The organism is Roseicyclus sp., assembly GCF_965662675.1.
GTDB lineage: Bacteria > Pseudomonadota > Alphaproteobacteria > Rhodobacterales > Rhodobacteraceae > Roseicyclus.
In genome coordinates this window covers 104,704-124,227 of sequence record NZ_CBFIIK010000001.1, presented here as the reverse complement: position 1 = coordinate 124,227, position 19,524 = coordinate 104,704, and the positions used below count along the sequence as shown (strand labels likewise).

Annotated in this window: 20 protein-coding genes; 13 read left to right on the top strand and 7 right to left on the bottom strand. The window is 63.2% G+C overall.

Going from position 1 to position 19,524, the window contains the following annotated elements:
• Window positions 1-3 precede the first annotated feature (3 nt).
• Window positions 4-1,656 carry an ABC transporter permease gene (locus tag ACTG4J_RS00555; protein WP_439136536.1) on the top strand — a complete coding sequence of 551 codons (1,653 nt, stop codon included), beginning with the start codon at window positions 4-6 and terminating at the stop codon, window positions 1,654-1,656.
• Window positions 1,657-1,754: 98 nt separating this feature from the next.
• Here ACTG4J_RS00555 and ACTG4J_RS00550 read toward each other — a convergent pair whose 3' ends face one another.
• Complete coding sequence (locus ACTG4J_RS00550) at window positions 1,755-2,774, bottom strand: extracellular solute-binding protein (protein WP_439136535.1); 1,020 nt, start codon at window positions 2,772-2,774, stop codon at window positions 1,755-1,757.
• Window positions 2,775-2,958: 184 nt separating this feature from the next.
• Here ACTG4J_RS00550 and ACTG4J_RS00545 point away from each other — a divergent pair, with 184 nt between their 5' ends.
• Entirely contained in the window at window positions 2,959-4,134 is a 1,176-nt protein-coding gene (locus tag ACTG4J_RS00545; RefSeq protein WP_439136534.1) for an MFS transporter, read from the top strand.
• A 3-nt stretch (window positions 4,135-4,137) separates the two neighbouring features.
• Here the strand turns inward: ACTG4J_RS00545 and ACTG4J_RS00540 are convergent, their stop codons facing one another.
• Window positions 4,138-5,433: a DEAD/DEAH box helicase gene (locus tag ACTG4J_RS00540; RefSeq protein WP_439136533.1), complete on the bottom strand. Its 1,296-nt coding sequence runs from the start codon at window positions 5,431-5,433 to the stop codon at window positions 4,138-4,140.
• A 317-nt stretch (window positions 5,434-5,750) separates the two neighbouring features.
• Here ACTG4J_RS00540 and ACTG4J_RS00535 point away from each other — a divergent pair, with 317 nt between their 5' ends.
• Together ACTG4J_RS00535 and ACTG4J_RS00530 are read left to right on the top strand one after the other, a co-directional pair.
• A complete protein-coding gene (locus ACTG4J_RS00535; RefSeq protein WP_439136532.1) occupies window positions 5,751-6,773 on the top strand; it encodes an aspartate-semialdehyde dehydrogenase in 1,023 nt (340 codons plus the stop codon).
• 182 nt (window positions 6,774-6,955) lie between these two features.
• Window positions 6,956-8,563 (top strand): DUF4139 domain-containing protein, encoded by a 1,608-nt coding sequence (locus ACTG4J_RS00530; protein WP_439136531.1) that lies wholly within the window; start codon window positions 6,956-6,958, stop codon window positions 8,561-8,563.
• Between the two features lie 77 nt (window positions 8,564-8,640).
• Here the strand turns inward: ACTG4J_RS00530 and ACTG4J_RS00525 are convergent, their stop codons facing one another.
• The 3 genes from ACTG4J_RS00525 to ACTG4J_RS00515 all read right to left on the bottom strand — a co-directional run bounded on the left by ACTG4J_RS00525 (window position 8,641) and on the right by ACTG4J_RS00515 (window position 10,653).
• The gene (locus ACTG4J_RS00525; protein WP_439136530.1) at window positions 8,641-8,952 is read right to left on the bottom strand and encodes a P-II family nitrogen regulator; all 312 of its coding nucleotides are present in this window, start codon (window positions 8,950-8,952) and stop codon (window positions 8,641-8,643) included.
• A 5-nt stretch (window positions 8,953-8,957) separates the two neighbouring features.
• Window positions 8,958-9,938, bottom strand: coding sequence for a sodium-dependent bicarbonate transport family permease (locus tag ACTG4J_RS00520; protein ID WP_439136529.1), 981 nt, complete (start codon window positions 9,936-9,938; stop codon window positions 8,958-8,960).
• A 64-nt stretch (window positions 9,939-10,002) separates the two neighbouring features.
• Window positions 10,003-10,653, bottom strand: a complete 651-nt coding sequence (locus ACTG4J_RS00515; protein WP_439136528.1) for a carbonic anhydrase — start codon at window positions 10,651-10,653, stop codon at window positions 10,003-10,005.
• Window positions 10,654-10,803: 150 nt separating this feature from the next.
• Here ACTG4J_RS00515 and ACTG4J_RS00510 point away from each other — a divergent pair, with 150 nt between their 5' ends.
• From ACTG4J_RS00510 to ACTG4J_RS00500, 3 genes are all read left to right on the top strand, one after another.
• Entirely contained in the window at window positions 10,804-11,187 is a 384-nt protein-coding gene (locus tag ACTG4J_RS00510) for a hypothetical protein (RefSeq protein ID WP_439136527.1), read from the top strand.
• 72 nt (window positions 11,188-11,259) lie between these two features.
• On the top strand, window positions 11,260-12,645 hold the full coding sequence (locus ACTG4J_RS00505; protein ID WP_439136526.1) for a leucyl aminopeptidase family protein: 1,386 nt from the start codon (window positions 11,260-11,262) through the stop codon (window positions 12,643-12,645).
• The gene (locus tag ACTG4J_RS00500; protein WP_439136525.1) at window positions 12,642-13,481 is read left to right on the top strand and encodes a C40 family peptidase; all 840 of its coding nucleotides are present in this window, start codon (window positions 12,642-12,644) and stop codon (window positions 13,479-13,481) included. Before ACTG4J_RS00505 ends, ACTG4J_RS00500 begins: the two co-directional genes overlap by 4 nt.
• Here the strand turns inward: ACTG4J_RS00500 and ACTG4J_RS00495 are convergent.
• Both ACTG4J_RS00495 and ACTG4J_RS00490 read right to left on the bottom strand, forming a co-directional pair.
• Window positions 13,478-13,816, bottom strand: a complete 339-nt coding sequence (locus ACTG4J_RS00495) for a DUF2794 domain-containing protein (protein ID WP_439136548.1) — start codon at window positions 13,814-13,816, stop codon at window positions 13,478-13,480. The genes ACTG4J_RS00500 and ACTG4J_RS00495 overlap by 4 nt on opposite strands.
• A 98-nt stretch (window positions 13,817-13,914) precedes the next feature.
• Window positions 13,915-14,784 carry a branched-chain amino acid aminotransferase gene (locus ACTG4J_RS00490; RefSeq protein ID WP_439136524.1) on the bottom strand — a complete coding sequence of 290 codons (870 nt, stop codon included), beginning with the start codon at window positions 14,782-14,784 and terminating at the stop codon, window positions 13,915-13,917.
• Between the two features lie 191 nt (window positions 14,785-14,975).
• Here ACTG4J_RS00490 and ACTG4J_RS00485 point away from each other — a divergent pair, with 191 nt between their 5' ends.
• From ACTG4J_RS00485 to dxs, 6 genes are all read left to right on the top strand, one after another.
• The gene (locus ACTG4J_RS00485) at window positions 14,976-15,491 is read left to right on the top strand and encodes a MarR family winged helix-turn-helix transcriptional regulator (protein WP_439136523.1); all 516 of its coding nucleotides are present in this window, start codon (window positions 14,976-14,978) and stop codon (window positions 15,489-15,491) included.
• Window positions 15,488-16,201 carry a response regulator gene (locus tag ACTG4J_RS00480; protein ID WP_439136522.1) on the top strand — a complete coding sequence of 238 codons (714 nt, stop codon included), beginning with the start codon at window positions 15,488-15,490 and terminating at the stop codon, window positions 16,199-16,201. The genes ACTG4J_RS00485 and ACTG4J_RS00480 overlap by 4 nt, the downstream gene beginning before the upstream one ends.
• A gap of 14 nt (window positions 16,202-16,215) precedes the next feature.
• Entirely contained in the window at window positions 16,216-17,148 is a 933-nt protein-coding gene (locus ACTG4J_RS00475; RefSeq protein WP_439136521.1) for a histone deacetylase family protein, read from the top strand.
• Window positions 17,145-17,390 carry an exodeoxyribonuclease VII small subunit gene (locus ACTG4J_RS00470; protein WP_439136520.1) on the top strand — a complete coding sequence of 82 codons (246 nt, stop codon included), beginning with the start codon at window positions 17,145-17,147 and terminating at the stop codon, window positions 17,388-17,390. The genes ACTG4J_RS00475 and ACTG4J_RS00470 overlap by 4 nt, the downstream gene beginning before the upstream one ends.
• Before the next feature lie 4 nt (window positions 17,391-17,394).
• Entirely contained in the window at window positions 17,395-18,261 is an 867-nt protein-coding gene (locus ACTG4J_RS00465) for a polyprenyl synthetase family protein (protein WP_439136519.1), read from the top strand.
• Between the two features lie 21 nt (window positions 18,262-18,282).
• A partial coding sequence (gene dxs / locus ACTG4J_RS00460; RefSeq protein WP_439136518.1) for a 1-deoxy-D-xylulose-5-phosphate synthase occupies window positions 18,283-19,524 on the top strand: 1,242 nt, incomplete at its 3' end.

Genomic DNA, 19,524 nt, shown 5'->3' with positions numbered 1-19,524 from the left:
CCCATGCCGACGACCCACCGCCTCCAGCAGTCCCGCCGCCTTTCCGCCTTGGCTTGGCTTGTGGCGGGGCTATGCATCTTGCCGATGCTGGCCGTGGCGCTTGCGGCACTTGGCGGCGGCGGTGACACGCTCAGCGCCTTGGCCGGATCGGTCCTACCGCGCTACGCGGGCACGACAGCCATCTTGGTGCTGGTCGTGGCGACCGGCACGGCGATGATCGGCACCGCAACGGCATGGCTGGTCACGGCGACGCGCTTTCCGGGGCGTGGTCTGCTGGAAATCGCCTTGGCCTTGCCGCTGACCTTTCCGGCCTATGTGCTGGCCTATGCCTATACTGATCTGCTTGATCACCCCGGCTGGGTCCAAAGCACGTTGCGCGATCTGACAGGCTGGGGCCCGCGCGATTACTGGTTCCCAGAAATCCGCTCGACCGGTGGGGCGGCGGCGATGCTGATCTTGGTGCTTTACCCCTATGTCTACCTGCTGGCGCGTGCCGCTTTCCTGCGCCAATCGGCCACCGCCTATATCGCCGCGCGCACGCTGGGGCTGGGGCCGTGGGGGGCGTTTTTCCGCGTCTCGGTGCCGGTCGCACGCCCCGCCATCGCGGGTGGCGTATTGCTGGCGATGATGGAGACATTGGCCGATTACGGCACCGTCGCCTATTTCGGCGTGCAGACATTCGCTACGGGCATCTATGTCAGCTGGTTTGGCCTGTTCGACCGGGCGGCGGCGGCGCAATTGGCGCTGTGCCTGCTGGTCGTGGCGCTGGCACTGGCCACGCTCGAGCGGCACCAAAGGCAGAACCAGCGCCATCATGACGCCGGCCGCCGTTTCGAGCGGATGGAGCCCGTCACCCTGCGAGGGCGTGCCGCCGCGGGCGCGTTCATCGCCTGCGGTCTACCCGTTTTTTTTGGCTTTCTGCTGCCAAGCGGGATCTTGATCGCGCTGGCATCAGGGACAAGCCAGATCCTGTTTTCGCCCCGCTACTTGGGCTTTTTGCAGCACTCTCTGACCCTTGCCAGTATCGCGGCCATCTTGACCGTGGCGGCGGCCATTGCGATGGGGTTCAATGCACGGATCTTCCCCTCGCGCGCGGCGCGGGTCGGGCTGCGGATCGCCGGTATCGGCTACGCGGTGCCCGGCGGGGTGATCGCCGTGGGGCTGCTTTTTCCTTTCGCCGCCTTCGACAATGCGCTCGACCGGGTGATGGAAGCGAATTTCGGCATCGACACCGGGCTTTTGATCACAGGCTCCATCTGGCTGATGATCGCGGCCTACATGGTGCGCTTCATGGCGGTTGCGCTGAACACCTACGAGGCGGGCTTGGCCACGGTGAACCCCAATATGGACGCCGTGGCCCGCACGCTGGGCCATGGGCCGACACCGATGCTGCGCCGCGTGCATGTGCCGATCTTGCAGCCAGCGATCCTGACCGCGCTCTTGATCGTTTTCGTCGATGTGATGAAGGAACTGCCAGCCACGCTGATCTTGCGCCCGTTCAACTACGACACGCTGGCGGTGCAGGCGCACAGGCTTGCCTCGGACGAGCGACTGGCCGAGGCGGCGGTCCCTAGCCTTGTGATCGGAGCGGTCGGGCTCTTTCCCGTCGCGCTCTTGTGCTGGAGCATCGGCCGCGAAACACGGCGTCGTGCATGATCGGCCGCGAAACACGGCGGTGCTGACGGGCTGGCACGAAGGAAAACGGGCGCCGCATGGGCGCCCGCTTTTGTTTCAACCCAATTGGGTGGGAAAGATCACTCCCACCCAGCCTCGTTCAGCAGCGTGACCGCAGCTTCGACATTGGCGGCAATGTCGCTCAGGTCGATGGTATCGGGGCGGAAGATGCCCAAGGCCGCGACCGAGGGGGCAAGGCCCACACCCGGCACGGCGGGGTATTCATCATTGCCAGCCGAGAAATACTGCTGCGCCTGTTCCGAGGTCAGATATTCGAGGAACGCGATCGCGTTCTCGCGGTTCGGCGCATTCGCCGCCACACCGCCACCCGACACGTTCATATGCGCGCCGATGTCGTTCTGGTTCGGGAAGACCCAGCCGATATTGGCCAATTGTTCCGGCGTGATCTGGCTGTCGCCTTCGCGGATGATGCGGGAATAGTAATAGGTGTTCGACATCGCGATGTTGCATTCGCCCGAGGCGATGCCACGCAGCTGATCGGTGTCGCCTCCCTGCGGGGCACGGGCAAAGTTACCCACGACCGCGGTCGCCCAATCCTTGACCGCCGCCTCGCCCAAATGCGCGATCAGACCCGCGACGATGTTCTGGGTATAGACATTGGTGGCCGAGCGGATGCAGACCTGACCTGCATATTCGGGCTTGGCCAAATCCTGATAGCTTTGCGGCGGGTTGGTCACCTCGGTCTTGTCGTAGAACAAGATGCGCGCGCGCTGCGAGAAGGCGAACCAGTTGTTGTCGTCATCTTGCAAATAGGCAGGCACGCGGGTTTCGAGAATCTCGCTCTCGACGGGCTGCAACAAGCCCATGGCGGCGGCACGCGCAAGACGGACGGTATCGACGGTCAGGAACACATCGGCGGGGCTGTTGGCACCCTCGGCCTGCATCCGGGCGATCAGCTCGTCTGCATTGCCTTCGATACGGTTGACGGTGATGCCGGTAGCGGCGGTGAAATCGGAATAGAGCCGCTCATCGGTGTCGTAATGACGCGAGGAGTAAAGATTGAGTTCCTGCGCCTGCGCAGCGGTCAGGGTCGAGGCGGCGATGGCGGTGCCCAAAAGGGCGGCAAGAGTGCGGGTCATGGTAAGCTCCGTGGTTGGCCAATCTTATACCTGACTGAAACACTCAGTTGGGTTGGTGCCCTTGAACGCGATCCTTGCCGCCCTGTCAAGATTTCCGACAAAAATAATAAGATTACCGCGCCCGCTTGTCGCAGCCGCAAGCAAGGTGCAGGGTCGCGCCGCATAGCGGCAAAGGAGCCCTTTCATGCGGGCAGGCATCGCCGTTCTGGTCATCGCCTACACGCTCAGCCAATTCTACCGCGCCTTTCTGGCGGTGCTGTCGCCTGCGTTGCTGCAAGAACTGGGGGCGACGACCGCCGATCTTGCGCGCGCATCGGGGCTGTGGTTCGCGGCCTTCGCGCTGATGCAATTGCCAGTAGGCTGGGCACTCGACACGATCGGGCCAAGGCGCACGGCCTCGGTCTTGTTCTTGATCGGCGGGGCGGGCGGGGCGGCGGTCTTTGCCTCGGCCCAAGGGCCGGGGGCAATCATGGCCGCGATGGTGTTGATCGGGATCGGCTGCGCACCGATCCTGATGGCGACCTACTACATCTTTGCACGGCAATTCTCGGCGGCCGTCTTTGGCACGCTGGCAGGGGTGACGGTCGGGGTTTCGTCACTGGGCAATATCTTGTCGGCCGCGCCGCTGGCCGGGCTGATCGCGGCCTTTGGCTGGCGCACGACAGTGGGTGCTTTCGCGGTACTGACAGCGCTTGTCGCGCTGGCCATCTGGACATTGGTACGCGACCCCACCCGCCCCGAAGGCGAGGCGAGGGGATCACTGATGGACCTTTTACGGATGCCGGCGCTTTGGCCGATCATGGCGATGATGTTCGTCTGCTATGCGCCCGCCGCGGGCCTGCGGGGGCTGTGGATCAGCCCCTATGTCAACACCTTGTTCGGCGCCGACCTGGCCCAAATCGGCACGGCGACGCTGGTGATGGGGCTGGCGATGGTGGCGGGGAATTTCCTTTACGGCCCTGCCGACCGCCTTTTCGGAGGTCGCAAGCGGCCCATCCTCATCGGCAATGCGGCGGTCGCGCTGATGCTTTTATCATTCTGGGTGGTGCCGCCGGGGGGGCTTTGGCCTGCCATCGCGCTTTTTGCGGCGATCGGACTCCTCGGCGCATCCTACCCGATTGTCATCAGCCATGGGCGCAGCTTTTGCCCCCCGCATCTGACGGGGCGGGGGGTGACGCTGTTGAACCTGTTCGGAATGGGCGGGGCCGGGGTGATGCAATTCGCATCAGGACCGGGATTTTCCGCCCTGGCCCAAACACGCGCGCCCGCCGAGGCATATGGCGCGCTGTTCGGGATCATCGGTCTGGTGGTCTTGGCCGGGCTGTCCGTCTACCTTTGGTCGAAGGACAGCCCCGGCTGAGTTTCAGGCCGCGCGCGAACGGCGGGGGCGACGCCCCTTGGGTGCGGCATTGGCAAAGGGGCGATGGGCGGATTTTGCGCCCTTGCCATGACCCTGCCCTTGACCGGCCCCTTGACCGCGTCCACGGCCACCGCCGCCACCGCGCTGTGGTTTCTCCATCTTGACCGCCTTGGGCCGCGTACCGCTGGCGACGGGGATTTCCACCTTCATCAACTTTTCGATCTGGATCAGCAGATCGACCTCTTCCGCGCAGCAAAAGGCGATCGCCTCGCCCTCGCGACCGGCACGCGCGGTGCGGCCGATACGGTGAACGTAATTGTCGGGCGTATCGGGCAACTCGTAGTTGATCACATAGGCCACGCCGGGAATGTCGATGCCACGCGCGGCGACGTCGGTGGCGACCAGCACATTGATCGTGCCATCGCGGAAGGCCTTGATCGCACGATCACGCTGGCCTTGGCTTTTGTTGCCATGGATCGAGGCGGCGTTGAAACCGTCATCGACCAGCCCCTTCATCAGCTTTTCCGCGCCATGCTTGGTGCGTGCGAAAACCAAGGTCAGCGCGTCGCGGTCGCGGTTCAGAATTTCGCGCAGGACGGCGGGCTTGGCACCCTTTTCCATGTAACGCAGCGATTGCGTGACCTTGTCGGCGGCCTTGCCGGGGGGCGAGACCTGCACACGGCGCGGGTTGGTCAGATAGGCGCGCGACAGTTCTTCCATCTGCTTGGGCATGGTGGCCGAAAACAGCATGGTCTGGCGCGGCGTGCCGAGGGCCGGCGCGATCCGGCGCAGCGCATGGATAAAGCCGAGATCAAGCATCTGGTCGGCCTCATCCAGCACAAGATGGCGGGCTTGGCGCAGATCGACCGCGCCGCGATCCATCAGGTCGATCAGGCGGCCGGGTGTGGCCACGAGAATATCCACACCGCGCGCCAAGACGCCGATCTGGCGCCCGATGGATTGGCCGCCGACGACGGTGGCGATCTTGATCGGCGTGTTGATTGTGAAGTGCCGCAGGCTGTCGGAGATCTGGTTCACCAACTCGCGCGTCGGCGCAAGGATCAACGCGCGTGCCGTCCGGGTCTGGGGGCGGGTGTCCGCTTCCATCAGATGCGCAATGAGTGGCAAGCCAAAGGCCAGTGTCTTGCCGGTGCCGGTTTGGGCGAGGCCCAAGATGTCGTGCCCTTCCATCGCCAGCGGGATCGCTTGGTTCTGGATCGGGGTCGGTTTGTCAAAGCCACCGGCCTTGAGCGCGTTGAGCAAAACCTTGTTCAGGCCCAGCATATCGAAATCAAACAAATCATATCCTTTCGGGCGCCGCATCATGCGGTCGCCATCGATCAGGGGCCACGCAGGTCATGCATGGCGGACGAGGGTGCGACCGGGCCGTTACCGGGCCACGATCGTCAGAACCCTGCGTGAATGGGAACTGGGAGAAACTTGCTGTCGTTGTCAGGCCCACGGGGATGCCCCCGCCGTCCGACTGCTCACGCGGCAGTGCAGCGACATCCGTGGCACATGCGGGCTGGCGCGCCATAAGTCAAGCGCCACGGCCCTTTTCCTTGGCGACTGCTTCCTTTATGTGCCGTTCATCCACAAGGGTAAGGACCAAAGATATGGGATACCGAGTCGTCGTCGCCGGTGCCACGGGCAATGTGGGCCGCGAAATGCTGAACATCCTCGCCGAACGGGAATTCCCCGTCGACGAAATCGTGGCATTGGCCAGCCGAAAATCGCTGGGGACAGAATGCAGCTTTGGCGACAAGACCCTGAAAACCAAGGATCTCGACACCTTTGACTTCACCGGATGGGATATCGCGCTTTTCGCGGTCGGTTCCGAGGCGACGGCGATCTATGCGCCAAAAGCGGCCAAGGCGGGCTGCGTGGTGATCGATAACTCGTCGCTCTACCGCTATGACCCCGATGTGCCGCTGGTCGTGCCCGAGGTGAATCCGCAAGCGGTCGAGGGCTACGCCAAGAAGAATATCATCGCCAACCCCAACTGCTCGACCGCGCAGATGGTTGTGGCGCTCAAGCCGCTGCATGACCGCGCGCGCATCAAGCGCGTCGTCGTCTCGACCTACCAATCGGTTTCCGGCGCAGGCAAGGCGGGCATCGATGAGCTATGGGACCAGACCAAAAGCATCTACAATCCGACCGATAGCAAGCCGCCAAACAAGTTCACCAAGCAGATCGCCTTCAACGTGATCCCCCATATCGACAAGTTCATGGAGGACGGCTCGACCAAGGAAGAGTGGAAAATGGTCGCCGAGACCAAGAAGATCCTCGATCCCAAGATCAAGGTCACCGCCACCTGCGTGCGCGTGCCGGTCTTCGTCGGCCATTCCGAGGCGATCAATATCGAGTTCGAGGATTTCCTCGACGAGGACGAGGCCCGCGATATCCTGCGCGAGGCGCCGGGCGTCATGGTGATCGATAAGCGCGAGGATGGCGGCTATGTCACCCCCATCGAATGCGTGGGCGATTACGCCACCTTCATCAGCCGCATCCGTCAAGACAGCACGCTCGATAACGGGCTGAACCTGTGGTGCGTCAGCGACAACCTGCGCAAGGGTGCCGCGCTGAACGCGGTGCAGATCGCCGAGACGCTGGGCAACCGGGTGCTGAAAAAGGGTTAAGGCCCAACACCTGACAGAATTGGGCCGATCCCGCCGGGGTCGGCCTTTTTTCATGGGCAAACCCCGCGCCACTGGCAAAACATCGCTGAGCCATCGGGGCAAGCGCCGTTTTTCGTTGTTTTGCGCCCTTCAAACCCGCAGGTCTGTGGGCAGGGAAAGTCACGATCTTGGAGCGTCCGAACATGCGTATCGCCCTGTCATTCGCGCTGGCCATGATCAGTGCCGCGCCAGTTCATGCCGATGATATCTTGCTGCGGGCCGATATCACGGCGGCCACAATCTACCTATCGGGCGCCGAGGTCAGCCGCCGGGCCGATCTGGCCATTGAACCCGGTAGCCATCAGATCATGATCGCGATGCAAGACGCGGCGCTGGCCGAACGCATCACGCTGACCGCGCCCGAGGGCATGATCATCGGTCAGCCACGCAAGATCGCCGGCTATCCGATCGACGAGGGTGTGTTGGACGACCCGGAACAAGCAGCGGCGCGCGCCGCGCGCGATGCGGCCGAGGATGCCTTGACCACGGCACAAGATACCTTGGCGCTGGTCGATGGCGGCATCCGCGTGCTCGAGGCACAGCTCCACTTTCTCGGCACATTGGCGGGCGATGGCATGGCCGATGCCGTATCCGACGATCTGCCGCGGCTCTTGGCGACACTCGGGGCCGAGACCGCACGACTTGAGGCCGCATTGCACGAGGCGCGCATCGCACGGCGGATGCCTGCCGGGGTGGTCACAACCCGCGAGGTCGCATTGGCCGCGGCGAATGACGCGCTGGATCGGCTCAAACCCTTTGGCACGACCGTTGATGTCATCGCCTTTCCGCTCAGTGGAGCAAACGCGACCGAGGGGCGGATCGGGCTTGATTACTTCACCCAAGCGGCAAGCTGGGCACCCAGCTATGCCTTGCATCTGGACAGCCTTACCGGCGGTTTGGAGATCGCACCTTTCGTATCAGTCGCGGTGCAGGGGCCAAGCCAATGGCGCGAGGTCGCGATGCGCTTTTCCACCGGGCAGCCCGACCGACCGCGCGCACCAAGCGCGCTCTGGCCCACCCCCGCACGGATCATCGATACCGCGCCGCCACAGCCATTCGCCCTTTCGCGGCTTGGGGCAGCGCCGATGATGGAGTCGGCGGCGGACAACCTCGCCACACAAGCGATCACGGGCTTGGCCGTGACCCATGTCTATGGCAGCCCCGTGACATTGGATGCGACAGGGCAGGCAATCTTGCCGCTTGACCCTCTGACGATGCAAGCCACGACCGAGATCCGTGCCGTGCCACGACTTGATCAGACCGCCTATCTGCTCGCCGCGCTGCGCAATGACAGCGGCGCACCGATCTTGCCCGGCCCTGCCCGGTATTTCCGCGATGGCGCGCTCATCGGCGAGGATTTTCTGCCGCTGATCCCGATGGGAGCCGAGGCAGAGCTGGGATTTGGCCCGCTCGACCATCTGCGCCTGATCTGGATCGACCGGTCGCTGGCCGAAGGGGATCGCGGGATCTTTGCGACCGCCGAGACGCAAGAGCGCCGCATCGCCTTTGGGGTCGAGAATACCGGGGCGCAGGCCGCGCAGCTGCACCTGCTCTATGCCACCCCCTTTGCGGAACAAGAGGATCTGTCACTAGAGGTGAGAGTGTCTCCGCCGCCTACGATGCGCGAGATCGACGACCTGCGCGGGGTGCATGCATGGGAAGTTTCGGTGGGGCCGGGTGAAACGGCACTGGTCGAAATGGAACTTTCTTTTTCATGGCCCGAGGGGCAAGCCTTGACCTGGCAACCCTGACCGCGCAACAGGGTGCGATCAGGGCAGGAACGTCATCAGCCCAAGGCCGGCCTTGCCGAAGCAAGGCCAAGCGCCGCTCAGAACCGCTCGGCCCTGAGAACCTCGCAATCCGTCACGCTGACCACGCCGATATGGCGCTCGACCACGGCAAAGGCCGCGTCGAGCAGCGCATCCAACCGCTCGGGGCGGATGATGCAGACCACGCTGACCATGCCGCCCGCGCGGCTGACCTGCCCCTCGCGGCTCCATTGGCCGGATTTTCCCGAACCGCCCAGTACGGGCAGCACCGTGAACCCCGTGACGCCCGCCTTGATCAAGGCATTGGTCAGGCGCGTCTCCATCACCGATTCGATGGTGATTTCAACCCGTTTGGCCTTGTGGGTCTGCATCTGCGTCAGCCTCCGGTGACGGCGCTGGCAACCGCGAGATAAAGCGGGATACCCAGCGTAAGATTGAAGGGAAAGGTCACGCCAAGCGACAGCGTGAGATAGACGGATGGATTGGCCTCGGGCAGCGCCACCCGCATGGCAGCGGGCACCGCGATATAGGAAGCCGAGGCGCAAAGCGTCATGAACAGGACGACACCGCCGGTCGAAAGCCCCAGCAATAGCCCGGCGCCAAGACCCAGAACCGCGCCAATCGGCGGCATGATCACACCGAACAGAAACAAGCCGCGCGTCAACACCGCGCGCGCCTCGCGCAGGCCACGCCCCGCCACCAAGCCCATATCGAGCAAGAACAGGCACAACACCCCTTGAAACGGCGCGACGATGAAGGGCGCGATCCGATCCATCCCCTCGTCGCCGGTGATCCAGCCGATCAGGAACGAACCCACCAAAAGCACGATGGAACCGTTCAGCAGGATTTCCCGCATCAGCCCATCTTCCATCTCGCCATTGGCCTTGCCGTAGCGCGCGATGATCCATAGCGCCGACAAGATCGCGGGGGCCTCCATCGCGGCGGCCACCGCGACCATGTAGCCTTCCGAGGTCAGACCGGCCGAGGAGATAACCGAGGTCGCGGCCACGAAGGTCACGATGGAGATCGAGCCGTAATGCGCCGCAACCGCTGCCGCATCGGTGACATCGAGCCGCGACATCACCCGCAACAGCGCAAAGGCGATCAACGGAAGCGCGAAGGAAAGGATCACGCCAACCAACAGCGACATCAAAAGCGTTGCATCGATCCCGTGATCGGCCACGCTGGACCCGCCTTTGAAACCGATGGCAAAAAGCAGGTAGATCGACATCCCCTTGGCGATGGCCTCGGGGATGGACAGGTCGGATTTTGCGAAAGCGGCCAATAGCCCAAGCGCGAAGAACAGGATGATCGGTGACAGCAGGTTATCCGCCGCAAGCGCCAATATCCCATCCATCCACTCACTCCTGTCGGTTGTTTCGTCGCGTTTTCCTTAACGGTCACGCAACCGCCGGTAAAGCTCAGCCGCGCACGAAATGGCGGACTTCACCATCGAATGTTTCAAGATCCATCTCGGCCAGATCGGTCCAAAGCCCGTGCAGGGTCAGATGGCCCGCATCGACCGCCGAGGCGACGAAGGGATAGCTCATCAGGTTTTCGAGGCTGATCAAGATCCCCTCTTTCTCTAGCGCGGTCTGGCGATGAGAGGCGTCGGTGATATCCGCGATCCGGGCCACGCCGGGGCGCAGAATATCGAGCCAGCGACCAACGAAACTGTCGATCTGGTCCAACTCGACGGCCTCGCCCGCGCACATTTGCAGACAGCCGCGCACGCCACCGCATTGCGAATGACCTTTGACGATGATGTGACGCACCTTGAGGAACCTGACCGCGAATTCCACCGCCGCCGCCGTGCCTTGGTGATGCCCATCGGGCGCATAGGGTGGCACCAGATTGGCGATGTTGCGATGGACGAATAATTCGCCGACCTGTTGGCCAAAGACCGGCCCAACCGCAACGCGGCTGTCGCAACAGGCGATGACCATCGCCTGCGGGCTCTGACCTTCGATCGCGAGTTTGCGAAACAGGTCACGATTGCTTGGGAATTCGTGGGTTTTCCAGCGCTTGTAACGCTCAAGCAGATAGTCGGGTAGGGATTTGACACGATGCATTTGCCGTCGTTCCTCGTGGGTGTCCGACACTTCATTAGCCCAATGCCACGCAAATTGGAGGCGATTTTTCACACGGCAATAAGGCTTTGTTCAGAACCGAACCGCATTTTCGCGCCTGCCCATGGTGGGGGCGGAGTGTGGAGCGTTTGTATGAGGGCGGGTGTAACAGACCTACCGCTGGGGGAGCCTGCGCGCTTCAACCCCAGCCAACTTGAATTGCTATGCGATCACCTTGGCGAACATCGCGCCGAGGCCGAGGTTGCCTATGCGCTGGAACGGATCGCCAAAAGCCTGACCGAGATCGGATGCGTCAAGCTGCGGGCGGATCGCGAAGCGCTCGAAAAGGTTTTGGCCTCCCTTGTCGGCGACGCGAGGTTGATCGGCATGGCGACGCTGGCACAAGCGGGGCGGCATGTGCTGGATTGCCTCGATCACGGCGATCCCATCGCGCTGGCCGCGACATTGGCCCGGCTCGAGCGCGTGGGGAACCGCTCGATCGACGCGATCTGGGATCTGGAGGATCTTTCCGGGTGAGGGGCCTTGCGGCGACCCGGCATGACGCTAGTGTGGCGTCATACGAAAATCGCCCTCAATCGCCCGAGTGTCATGCAAAAAGACCTGTGCTTCGCCGCGCCCGATCCCACGGCAATTCCCATTCGGCTTGTCGCCAGCGACGCAGCGCTCGATGCGCTTTCGCAAGAACAAAGCGCATGGGTCGCGCATCATGGATTCAAGGGCGGATTGGGCCAAACCTGCGCCCTACCCGGCGCGGATGGGCGACCCGTCATGGTCTTGCTTGGCACAGGCACCACGCAAGAGCGCGGGCGTGGGCGCTTTGCGCTTGGCCATGCCATCGCCGGGCTGCCACAGGCCACTTATCTGTTGTCGAACCCACTCAAAGGGGCGGATGGCGCAGAATTGGCGCTTGGATATCTTTTCGCATGCTACCGCTTCGATCGCTACCGCGACCAGAACCACCCCAAGGCGCGCTTGATTGCCCCCGATGGGGTGAATGCCACCCAGCTTGAACGCATCGCCACGGCCGAGGCGCTGACCCGCGACCTGATCAATACACCCGCCGAAGATATGGGGCCCGATGGGCTGGAGGCGGCGGCGCGCGATCTGGCGGGCAGCTTCGGGGCCGAGATCGCGGTGACCACGGGCGATGATCTGCTTGCCGCGAATTTCCCCCTGATCCACACGGTGGGCCGGGCCGCGGCCCGCGCGCCGCGGCTGATCGAAATGCGCTGGGGCAAGGGCAAGCAACGGGTTACCCTTGTCGGCAAAGGGGTCTGTTTCGACACGGGCGGGCTGAACCTCAAGCCCGGCGCGTCGATGGGGCTGATGAAAAAGGATATGGGGGGCGCGGCCACGGTGCTGGGCCTTGCGCGGATGATCATGTCCGAAGGGTTGGATATCACGTTGCGGGTGCTGATCCCCGCCGTGGAGAATGCCGTATCAAGCGCTGCCTTTCGGCCCGGTGACATCTTTACCGCACGCAACGGCAAGACGGTCGAGATCAACAACACCGATGCCGAGGGGCGGCTGGTCTTGGCCGATGCGCTGGCGCTGGCCAATGAAGACCCCGCCGATCTGACCATCTCCATGGCGACGCTGACGGGGGCGGCGCGGGTCGCGGTCGGTCCGGATATCGCGCCCTTCTTTACCGATGATGATGGTTTGGCCGCCGATCTGTCGCGCGCGGCGGGTATTGTGGCTGATCCGGTCTGGCGGCTGCCCTTCCACCCCGCCTATGAGGCGCTGATCGAACCCGGCATCGCCGATCTGGACAATGCGCCATCGGGCGGCATGGCCGGGGCGATCACCGCCGCATTGTTTTTGCGCCGCTTCGTGCCCGATGTGCCGCGCTACGCCCATTTCGACATCTATGCCTGGAGCCAAGCGAACGCGCCGGGTCGCCCCAAAGGGGGGTTGGGCCAAGGGGCGCGGGCGATCTTTCACATGCTCGGCGACAACGGACACAACGGATGACCGACCCAAGAACAACGCCCAGCAATGGACGGGTGGCGCATGTCTCGCTCGAGGGACGGCTCGACGCCGAACGCTTCGTCAAAGGCCGCTGGATGATGGTCCAACAGCCGATGGTCAACATCACCGACGCCCCGCGCGGCAACCGCATCAGCCAGCTTTTGTTCGGCGAGCGTTTTCTGGCACTGGAAACCGCCGATGGGTTCGCCTTCGGCATGGCCGAGCGTGACAATTATGTGGGCTACATCCTGTCGGGTGCGCTGACCGGCGCGGAGGAGGCGACGCATTGGGTCACCACCCCCGCCACACATCTTTATCCCAAACCCGATTTCAAATCCCCGCCCGATGTCGCCCTTTTCTTCGGCAGTCAGGTCAAGGTGGCAGGCGAGCGTGACGGGTTCATGCGCATCCAGACCGGCCACCATATCCCGGTCCAGCATCTGACCCCGATCCAAGCGCGGTTCGCCGACCCGGTGGGGATCGCCGATCTGTTTCTCGGCACGCCCTATCTGTGGGGTGGCACCAGCCGTTGGGGCATCGATTGTTCAGGCTTGGTGCAAGCAGCACTTCTGGCCTGTGGCATCCCCTGCCCGCGCGACAGCGACCAGCAAGAGGCGGGCTTGGGTGAAACACTCCCCGAGGGTGCGGCGCTCCATCGTGGCGATCTGGTGTTCTGGCGCGGACATGTGGGGATGATGGCCAATGATCATATGCTTCTACACGCCAATGCCCATCACATGGCCGTGGCCTATGAACCGCTGGACGAGGCAATGACACGAATCGCCGCCCGCGAATTCGGCGCGGTGTCTTGCATCAAGCGGCTCGCGCTGCCCGGCTAGGTTTCGACCGCACGGATCAGTTTGCGCTCAAGCACCCGCAGCACGGCCTTGAGGTCGTTACCCCGCTTGAGGATACGGCCATCCATGCCGATCACGGCATATTGCCCCTGCCGCTCCCGCAGGCGGGGGCGCTTTTCGACCCGGTAAATGGGGTTCTCGGCAGTGCGACGGAAAATCGAGAAAACGGCCAGATCGCTCAGATGCGAGATGCCGTAATCGCGCCACTCACCAGCGGCGACCATGCGCCCATAAAGCGTAAGGATGACGCCCAGCTCTTTGCGGTCAAAGGCCACCTGCTCTGTGCGCGCTGCGGGCCCGATGGGCTGAAAATGCATCACCATTCCGAAATGTTGGGCGCGAAGCCCACGAAAATCAAGCACGAATGAAAAAGGCCCCGCCGCGGCGGGGCCTTGTCACGGATCGCAGCGTGCGCTTAGGCGCGCACCAGCGCCTCATAGGCATCCGACATGGAGCGGGTCAGCGCGCCGACCTCGAAGGTGTAATCGCCGATCTGGCCCACTGGCGTCACCTCGGCGGCGGTGCCGGTCAGCCAGCATTGCTCGAAGCTTTCCAACTCCTCGGGCATGATGTGGCGCTGATGCACGGTGATGTTGCGCTCACCCAGCATGCGGATGACGGTCTGGCGCGTGATCCCGTTGAGGAAGCAATCGGCCAAGGGTGTATGCACCTCACCATTCTTGACGAAGAAGATGTTGGCCCCCGTCGCCTCGGCCACGTAGCCGCGATAGTCGAACATCATCGCGTCCGAGCAACCCTTGGCCTCGGCCGCGTGCTTGGACATGGTCGCGATCATGTAAAGACCCGCAGCCTTGGCCTGATAGGGCGCGGTGTCGGGGGCGGGGCGGCGCCATTTCGCGATGTCGAGCTTGGCGCCCTTGGTCTTGGCGTCGCCGTAATAGTTGCCCCAACTCCATGCCGCGACGGCCATGCGCACCGGGTTGCGCTTGGACGACACGCCCATGTCATCGCCTGCGCCGCGCCATGCCAGCGCGCGCACATAGGCATCGGTCAGGCCATTGGCCTGCATGACCGCGTATTTCGCGGCCTCGATCTCGTCGATCGAATAGGGGATGGGCATGTCGATCATTTCGCCCGATTTCAGCAAGCGCTCGGAATGCCGGCGGGACTCGAAGATCTTGCCGTTATAGGCGCGCTCGCCCTCGAACACGGACGAGGCGTAATGCATCGCATGGGTCAAGATATGTACATTGGCCCCGCGCCAATCCACCAACTCGCCATCCATCCAGATCTTGCCATCACGATCGTCATAGGCTCCGGCCATCGGTCCGCTTCCTTGTTCGCTGACCGGCTCTTCCAACCGGTCGGGTTTTCGAATGTTGCGCAGATTACGTCCGCATCGGGCATATTATTGCGCAAAACGCCCTAATCGCTAGCAATCGATTCTTGGAAAGTCAACAAGGCTGACATAAACTGGGCCAAATCCTCGAAGGGATAATGGCGAAGGGACAGCGCATGGCGGATCGCAACGTGGCGAACCTGATGGGGCGCGGTGAAAGCCTTCTTTTTCTGACCGATGACCAGCTCCGCCGCGGGATCGAGGCGATGTTCTTCGCCTATCGCGGCTTCACCGCCGACCCGGATCGCATCTTGCAAGACTACGGCTATGGCCGGGCGCATCACCGCGCGATCCATTTCATCAACCGCACACCGGGCACCACGGTCAATAATCTGCTTTCGATCCTTGGTGTGACCAAGCAATCGCTCAATCGCGTGCTGCGCACATTGGTCGAGGATGGTCTGGTCGACAGCCGCGTCGGCACCCGCGACAAGCGCGAGCGGCACCTGTTCCTGACCCCCAAGGGTGCGGGGCTGGAACGCGAATTATCCGAGGCTCAGCGCAACCGCATGCGCGATGCCTATCGCGCGGCCGGCCCTGAAGCGGTGGCGGGCTTTCGCACCGTGCTCGAGCAGATGATGAATCTCGAGATGCGGCGTCATTACATGGACGGCGGGGATAATACGAAATGAATGGCGAGGTCGGCGCACATCTGCTCATCGTCGACGACGACGAGCGCATTCGCGGATTGTTGCAGAAGTTCTTGATGCGCAACGGCTACATGGCCAGCGTTGCTCGCGACGCAGCACAGGCGCGGCGGCTTCTGAAAGGCTTGGCCTTTGACCTCATCGTTCTGGATGTGATGATGCCCGGCGAAGATGGGCTCAGCCTGTGCAGCGCGATCAGGCAGACACAGAATACCCCGATCTTGCTTTTGACCGCGCGCGGCGAGGCGGGCGACCGCATCAGCGGGCTTGAGGCGGGGGCGGATGATTATCTCGCCAAACCCTTCGAACCCAAGGAATTGCTGCTCAGGATCAACGCGATCCTTCGGCGTATGCCCAAGCTGGTCGAGGAGCCGGAACTGCCGCAAATCCTGCATCTGGGGCCGATCCGCTACGATCTGGAACGCGGTGAGATGTGGCATGGCACCAGCCTCGTGCGCCTGACCGCGACCGAGGCCGCCTTGATGCGGATCTTCACCAGCGAACCCAATCGGCCAATCAGCCGAACGGAATTGGTCAGCCTTTTGAACCGCGACAAATCCGGGGCCGATCAAGTTCAAGAACGCGCCGTTGATGTGCAGATCACCCGCCTGCGCCGCAAGATCGAGGTCAGCCCCAAAGAACCGCGTTATCTGCAAACCGTGCGTGGTGCGGGCTATATGCTGGCCCCCGACTAAGGAAAGATGCCGCCGTGACGCTTTTGGTTGAAAACCCCGCTGGCCTTGATCATCTGACGCCGCTTGGCCACCCCGAGCGGGTCGAGCGGCTGTCGGAAATCAACGAGGCGCTTTCGGCCCCCGAATTTGACGAACTGATCCGCATGATCGCCCCCATGGCCGACGAGGCGGCGCTGCTTTTGGGTCATCCGCAATCTTATATCGACTGGGTGCGCGGCCAGATGCCGACAAGCGGGCGGGCGGCGCTTGACGCCGATACCCATGCCAGCCCCGGCACATGGGAGGCGGCCTTGCGCGGTGTGGGTGGCTGCATCACCGCCGTTGATGCAGTGCTGGCGGGGCGGGCCAAGAACGCCTTTGTCGCCACAAGGCCGCCCGGTCATCACGCCGAGAAAACCCGCGCGATGGGGTTTTGCCTGTTTTCCAACGTCGCCATCGCCGCGCGCCATGCGCTGGAGCATCATGGCCTGTCGCGCGTCGCGGTGGTCGATTTCGATGTGCATCACGGCAATGGCACCCAAGATGTGCTGTGGGATGAACCGCGCGCGCTGTTCATCTCCTCGCACCAGATGCCGCTTTACCCCGGCTCGGGTGCCGCCAATGAACGGGGGGCCACGAATAATGTGCTGAACCTGCCCCTGCCGCCCGGTTCCGATGGGGTGGCCATGCGGCGCGCCTATCAGACCCAAGGCTTTGCGCGGCTGCGTGAGTGGGCGCCGGAATTGATCCTAATCTCGGCCGGTTTCGATGCCCATGTCGATGACCCGCTGGCCAATCTGATGTGGGACGAGGATGATTTCGCATGGATCACGCGCGCCTTGTGCGACATCGCTGACGAGGTCTGCGGCGGGCGCGTGGTCTCGACTCTCGAAGGCGGTTATGATCTGCCCGCATTGGCGGCCTGCGCCGCGGTGCATGTGACGGAATTGAAGGAGCGCGGCGCATGAGCGACGGCAAAGCAATCGCGGCAATGAGCTTCGAGGAAGCGATCCGGGACCTCGAACAGGTGGTCGGCGCGCTGGATCGCGGTGATGTGGCGCTGGAGGAATCGATCAAGCTCTATGAGCGCGGCGCGGCCCTCAAGGCGCATTGCGAGACCAAGCTGAAAGAGGCCGAAGAGAAAGTGGCGCAGATCACGCTCGACGCGAATGGCCAACCCACGGGCAGCACCCCGGTCGAAGGCCTGTAAACCCGTGTTCAAAAAAGCTCTGGCACAGGCGCAGGCGGATATCTCCGATTTCCTTGCAGCCGAACTGGCGCGTTTCGGCGATGACCGCGTGGCCCAAGGCATGCGTTACGCCACCGATGGCGGTAAGCGGCTGCGCGGCTTTCTGGTGCTGGAGACCTCGGCGTTGTTCGGCGTGGCGCGTGAACAGGCGCTGTTCGCTGCCGCCGCGGTGGAATGTCTGCATGCCTATTCTCTTGTCCATGACGACCTGCCTTGCATGGATGATGACGATCTGCGCCGGGGCCAGCCCACGGTGCATGTGAAATGGGACGAGGCGACCGCCGTTCTGGTGGGCGATGCGCTTCAGACATTCGCCTTCGAGCTATTGGCCGATCAGCGCGCGGGTGATGCCGATCAGCGCATAGAACTTGTCGCCAGCCTTGCCCGCGCCTCTGGCGCACAGGGCATGGTTTTGGGCCAAGCACAGGATATCGCCGCCGAGACCGCGCAAGCGCCCCTGACGCTTGATCAAATCACCGAGTTGCAGGGCAACAAGACCGGCCGCTTGATCGAATGGCCCGCTTTGGCGGGTGCGATCCTTGGCCGGGCCGATCCCGCGCCGCTTTTGGCCTATGCGCGCGCCATCGGTCTGGCCTTTCAGATCGCCGATGACATTTTGGATGTGACAGGCGATGCGGCCACCGCCGGAAAGGCGCTGCAAAAGGATGCAGCAGCGGGCAAGGCGACCTTCGTCTCGCTCCTTGGGTTGGAGGGCGCGCAGGCACGCGCCGCCACCCTTGTCGCAGAGGCCGAGGCCGCCCTCGCCCCCTATGGCGAAAAAGCGCATAACCTTGCAGCGCTTGCGCGCTACATCATCACCCGAGACAAGTAAGCCCGGAAGGATGCCGCGCCCGTGACTGACCGCCCCCGCACGCCATTGCTCGACCGCGTCACTGCGCCCGCCGATCTCAAGCGGATGAGCGATGCCGAATTGCGCCGTCTGGCCGATGAGTTGCGAAGCGAGACCATCTGGTCGGTCAGCCAGACAGGCGGGCATTTCGGCGCGGGCCTTGGCGTGGTGGAACTGACCGTGGCGCTGCACGCGGTTTTTGACACGCCGCGCGACAAGCTGATCTGGGATGTCAGCCACCAAAGCTACCCCCACAAGATCCTGACGGGCCGGCGCGACCGGATGGGGACGATCCGGCAGAAGGATGGGCTGTCGGGCTTCACCAAGCGGTCTGAATCGCCCTATGATCCGTTCGGCGCAGCGCATTCTTCTACAAGTATTTCGGCGGCCCTCGGCTTTGCCGTGGCGCGCGATCTTGGCGGGGCCTGCGCCACCGGGCATGGCGATGCGATTGCGGTCATCGGCGACGGCGCGCTGTCGGGCGGCATGGCCTATGAGGCGATGAACAATGCCGGCCATCTGGGCAAGCGGCTGATCGTGATCCTCAACGACAACGAGATGTCCATCGCGCCGCCCACCGGCGCCATGTCCTCCTACCTATCCCGCCTTTACGCGGGCGCGCCGTTTCAGGAGTTGAAGGCCGCCGCCAAAAGCGCTGTTTCGCTTTTGCCCGAACCCTTTCAGGAAGGCGCGCGGCGGGCCAAGGAATTGCTGAAAGCGGCGACCGTCGGCGGCACGCTTTTCGAAGAGTTGGGCTTTTCCTATGTCGGCCCCATTGACGGGCATGACATGGAGCAGCTCTTGGCCGTGCTGCGCACCGTCAAGGCGCGCGCCGATGGGCCGATGCTGATCCATGCGATCACCAAAAAGGGCAAGGGCTATGCCGAACATCGCGCTGACCGAGGGCACGCCACCGCCAAATTCGACATTCGCACGGGCGAGCAGAAAAAGGCCCCCTCAAACGCGCCGAGCTATACCAAGGTTTTCGCCCAAACCCTGATCCGCGAGGCGCAAGACGACCCGCAGATCGTGGCCGTGACCGCCGCAATGCCCGATGGCACGGGGCTTGACCTCTTCGCCGAGCGCTTCCCCAGCCGCACCTTCGATGTGGGCATCGCCGAACAGCATGCCGTGACCTTTTGCGCGGGCATGGCCGCAGGCGGTTTGAAGCCCGTTTGCGCGATCTATTCCACCTTCCTGCAGCGCGGCTATGACCAGATCGTGCATGATGTGGCGATCCAGCGT

What these genes read in the sequence shown, in the direction of transcription:
- ACTG4J_RS00555 (WP_439136536.1), top strand. Translation starts at nt 4, where the DNA reads ATGCCGACGACCCACCGCCTCCAGCAGTCCCGCCGCCTTTCCGCCTTG.
- ACTG4J_RS00550 (WP_439136535.1), bottom strand. Translation starts at nt 2,774, where the DNA reads ATGACCCGCACTCTTGCCGCCCTTTTGGGCACCGCCATCGCCGCCTCG.
- ACTG4J_RS00545 (WP_439136534.1), top strand. Translation starts at nt 2,959, where the DNA reads ATGCGGGCAGGCATCGCCGTTCTGGTCATCGCCTACACGCTCAGCCAA.
- ACTG4J_RS00535 (WP_439136532.1), top strand. Translation starts at nt 5,751, where the DNA reads ATGGGATACCGAGTCGTCGTCGCCGGTGCCACGGGCAATGTGGGCCGC.
- ACTG4J_RS00530 (WP_439136531.1), top strand. Translation starts at nt 6,956, where the DNA reads ATGCGTATCGCCCTGTCATTCGCGCTGGCCATGATCAGTGCCGCGCCA.
- ACTG4J_RS00525 (WP_439136530.1), bottom strand. Translation starts at nt 8,952, where the DNA reads ATGCAGACCCACAAGGCCAAACGGGTTGAAATCACCATCGAATCGGTG.
- ACTG4J_RS00520 (WP_439136529.1), bottom strand. Translation starts at nt 9,938, where the DNA reads ATGGATGGGATATTGGCGCTTGCGGCGGATAACCTGCTGTCACCGATC.
- ACTG4J_RS00515 (WP_439136528.1), bottom strand. Translation starts at nt 10,653, where the DNA reads ATGCATCGTGTCAAATCCCTACCCGACTATCTGCTTGAGCGTTACAAG.
- ACTG4J_RS00510 (WP_439136527.1), top strand. Translation starts at nt 10,804, where the DNA reads ATGAGGGCGGGTGTAACAGACCTACCGCTGGGGGAGCCTGCGCGCTTC.
- ACTG4J_RS00505 (WP_439136526.1), top strand. Translation starts at nt 11,260, where the DNA reads ATGCAAAAAGACCTGTGCTTCGCCGCGCCCGATCCCACGGCAATTCCC.
- ACTG4J_RS00500 (WP_439136525.1), top strand. Translation starts at nt 12,642, where the DNA reads ATGACCGACCCAAGAACAACGCCCAGCAATGGACGGGTGGCGCATGTC.
- ACTG4J_RS00495 (WP_439136548.1), bottom strand. Translation starts at nt 13,816, where the DNA reads ATGCATTTTCAGCCCATCGGGCCCGCAGCGCGCACAGAGCAGGTGGCC.
- ACTG4J_RS00490 (WP_439136524.1), bottom strand. Translation starts at nt 14,784, where the DNA reads ATGGCCGGAGCCTATGACGATCGTGATGGCAAGATCTGGATGGATGGC.
- ACTG4J_RS00485 (WP_439136523.1), top strand. Translation starts at nt 14,976, where the DNA reads ATGGCGGATCGCAACGTGGCGAACCTGATGGGGCGCGGTGAAAGCCTT.
- ACTG4J_RS00480 (WP_439136522.1), top strand. Translation starts at nt 15,488, where the DNA reads ATGAATGGCGAGGTCGGCGCACATCTGCTCATCGTCGACGACGACGAG.
- ACTG4J_RS00470 (WP_439136520.1), top strand. Translation starts at nt 17,145, where the DNA reads ATGAGCGACGGCAAAGCAATCGCGGCAATGAGCTTCGAGGAAGCGATC.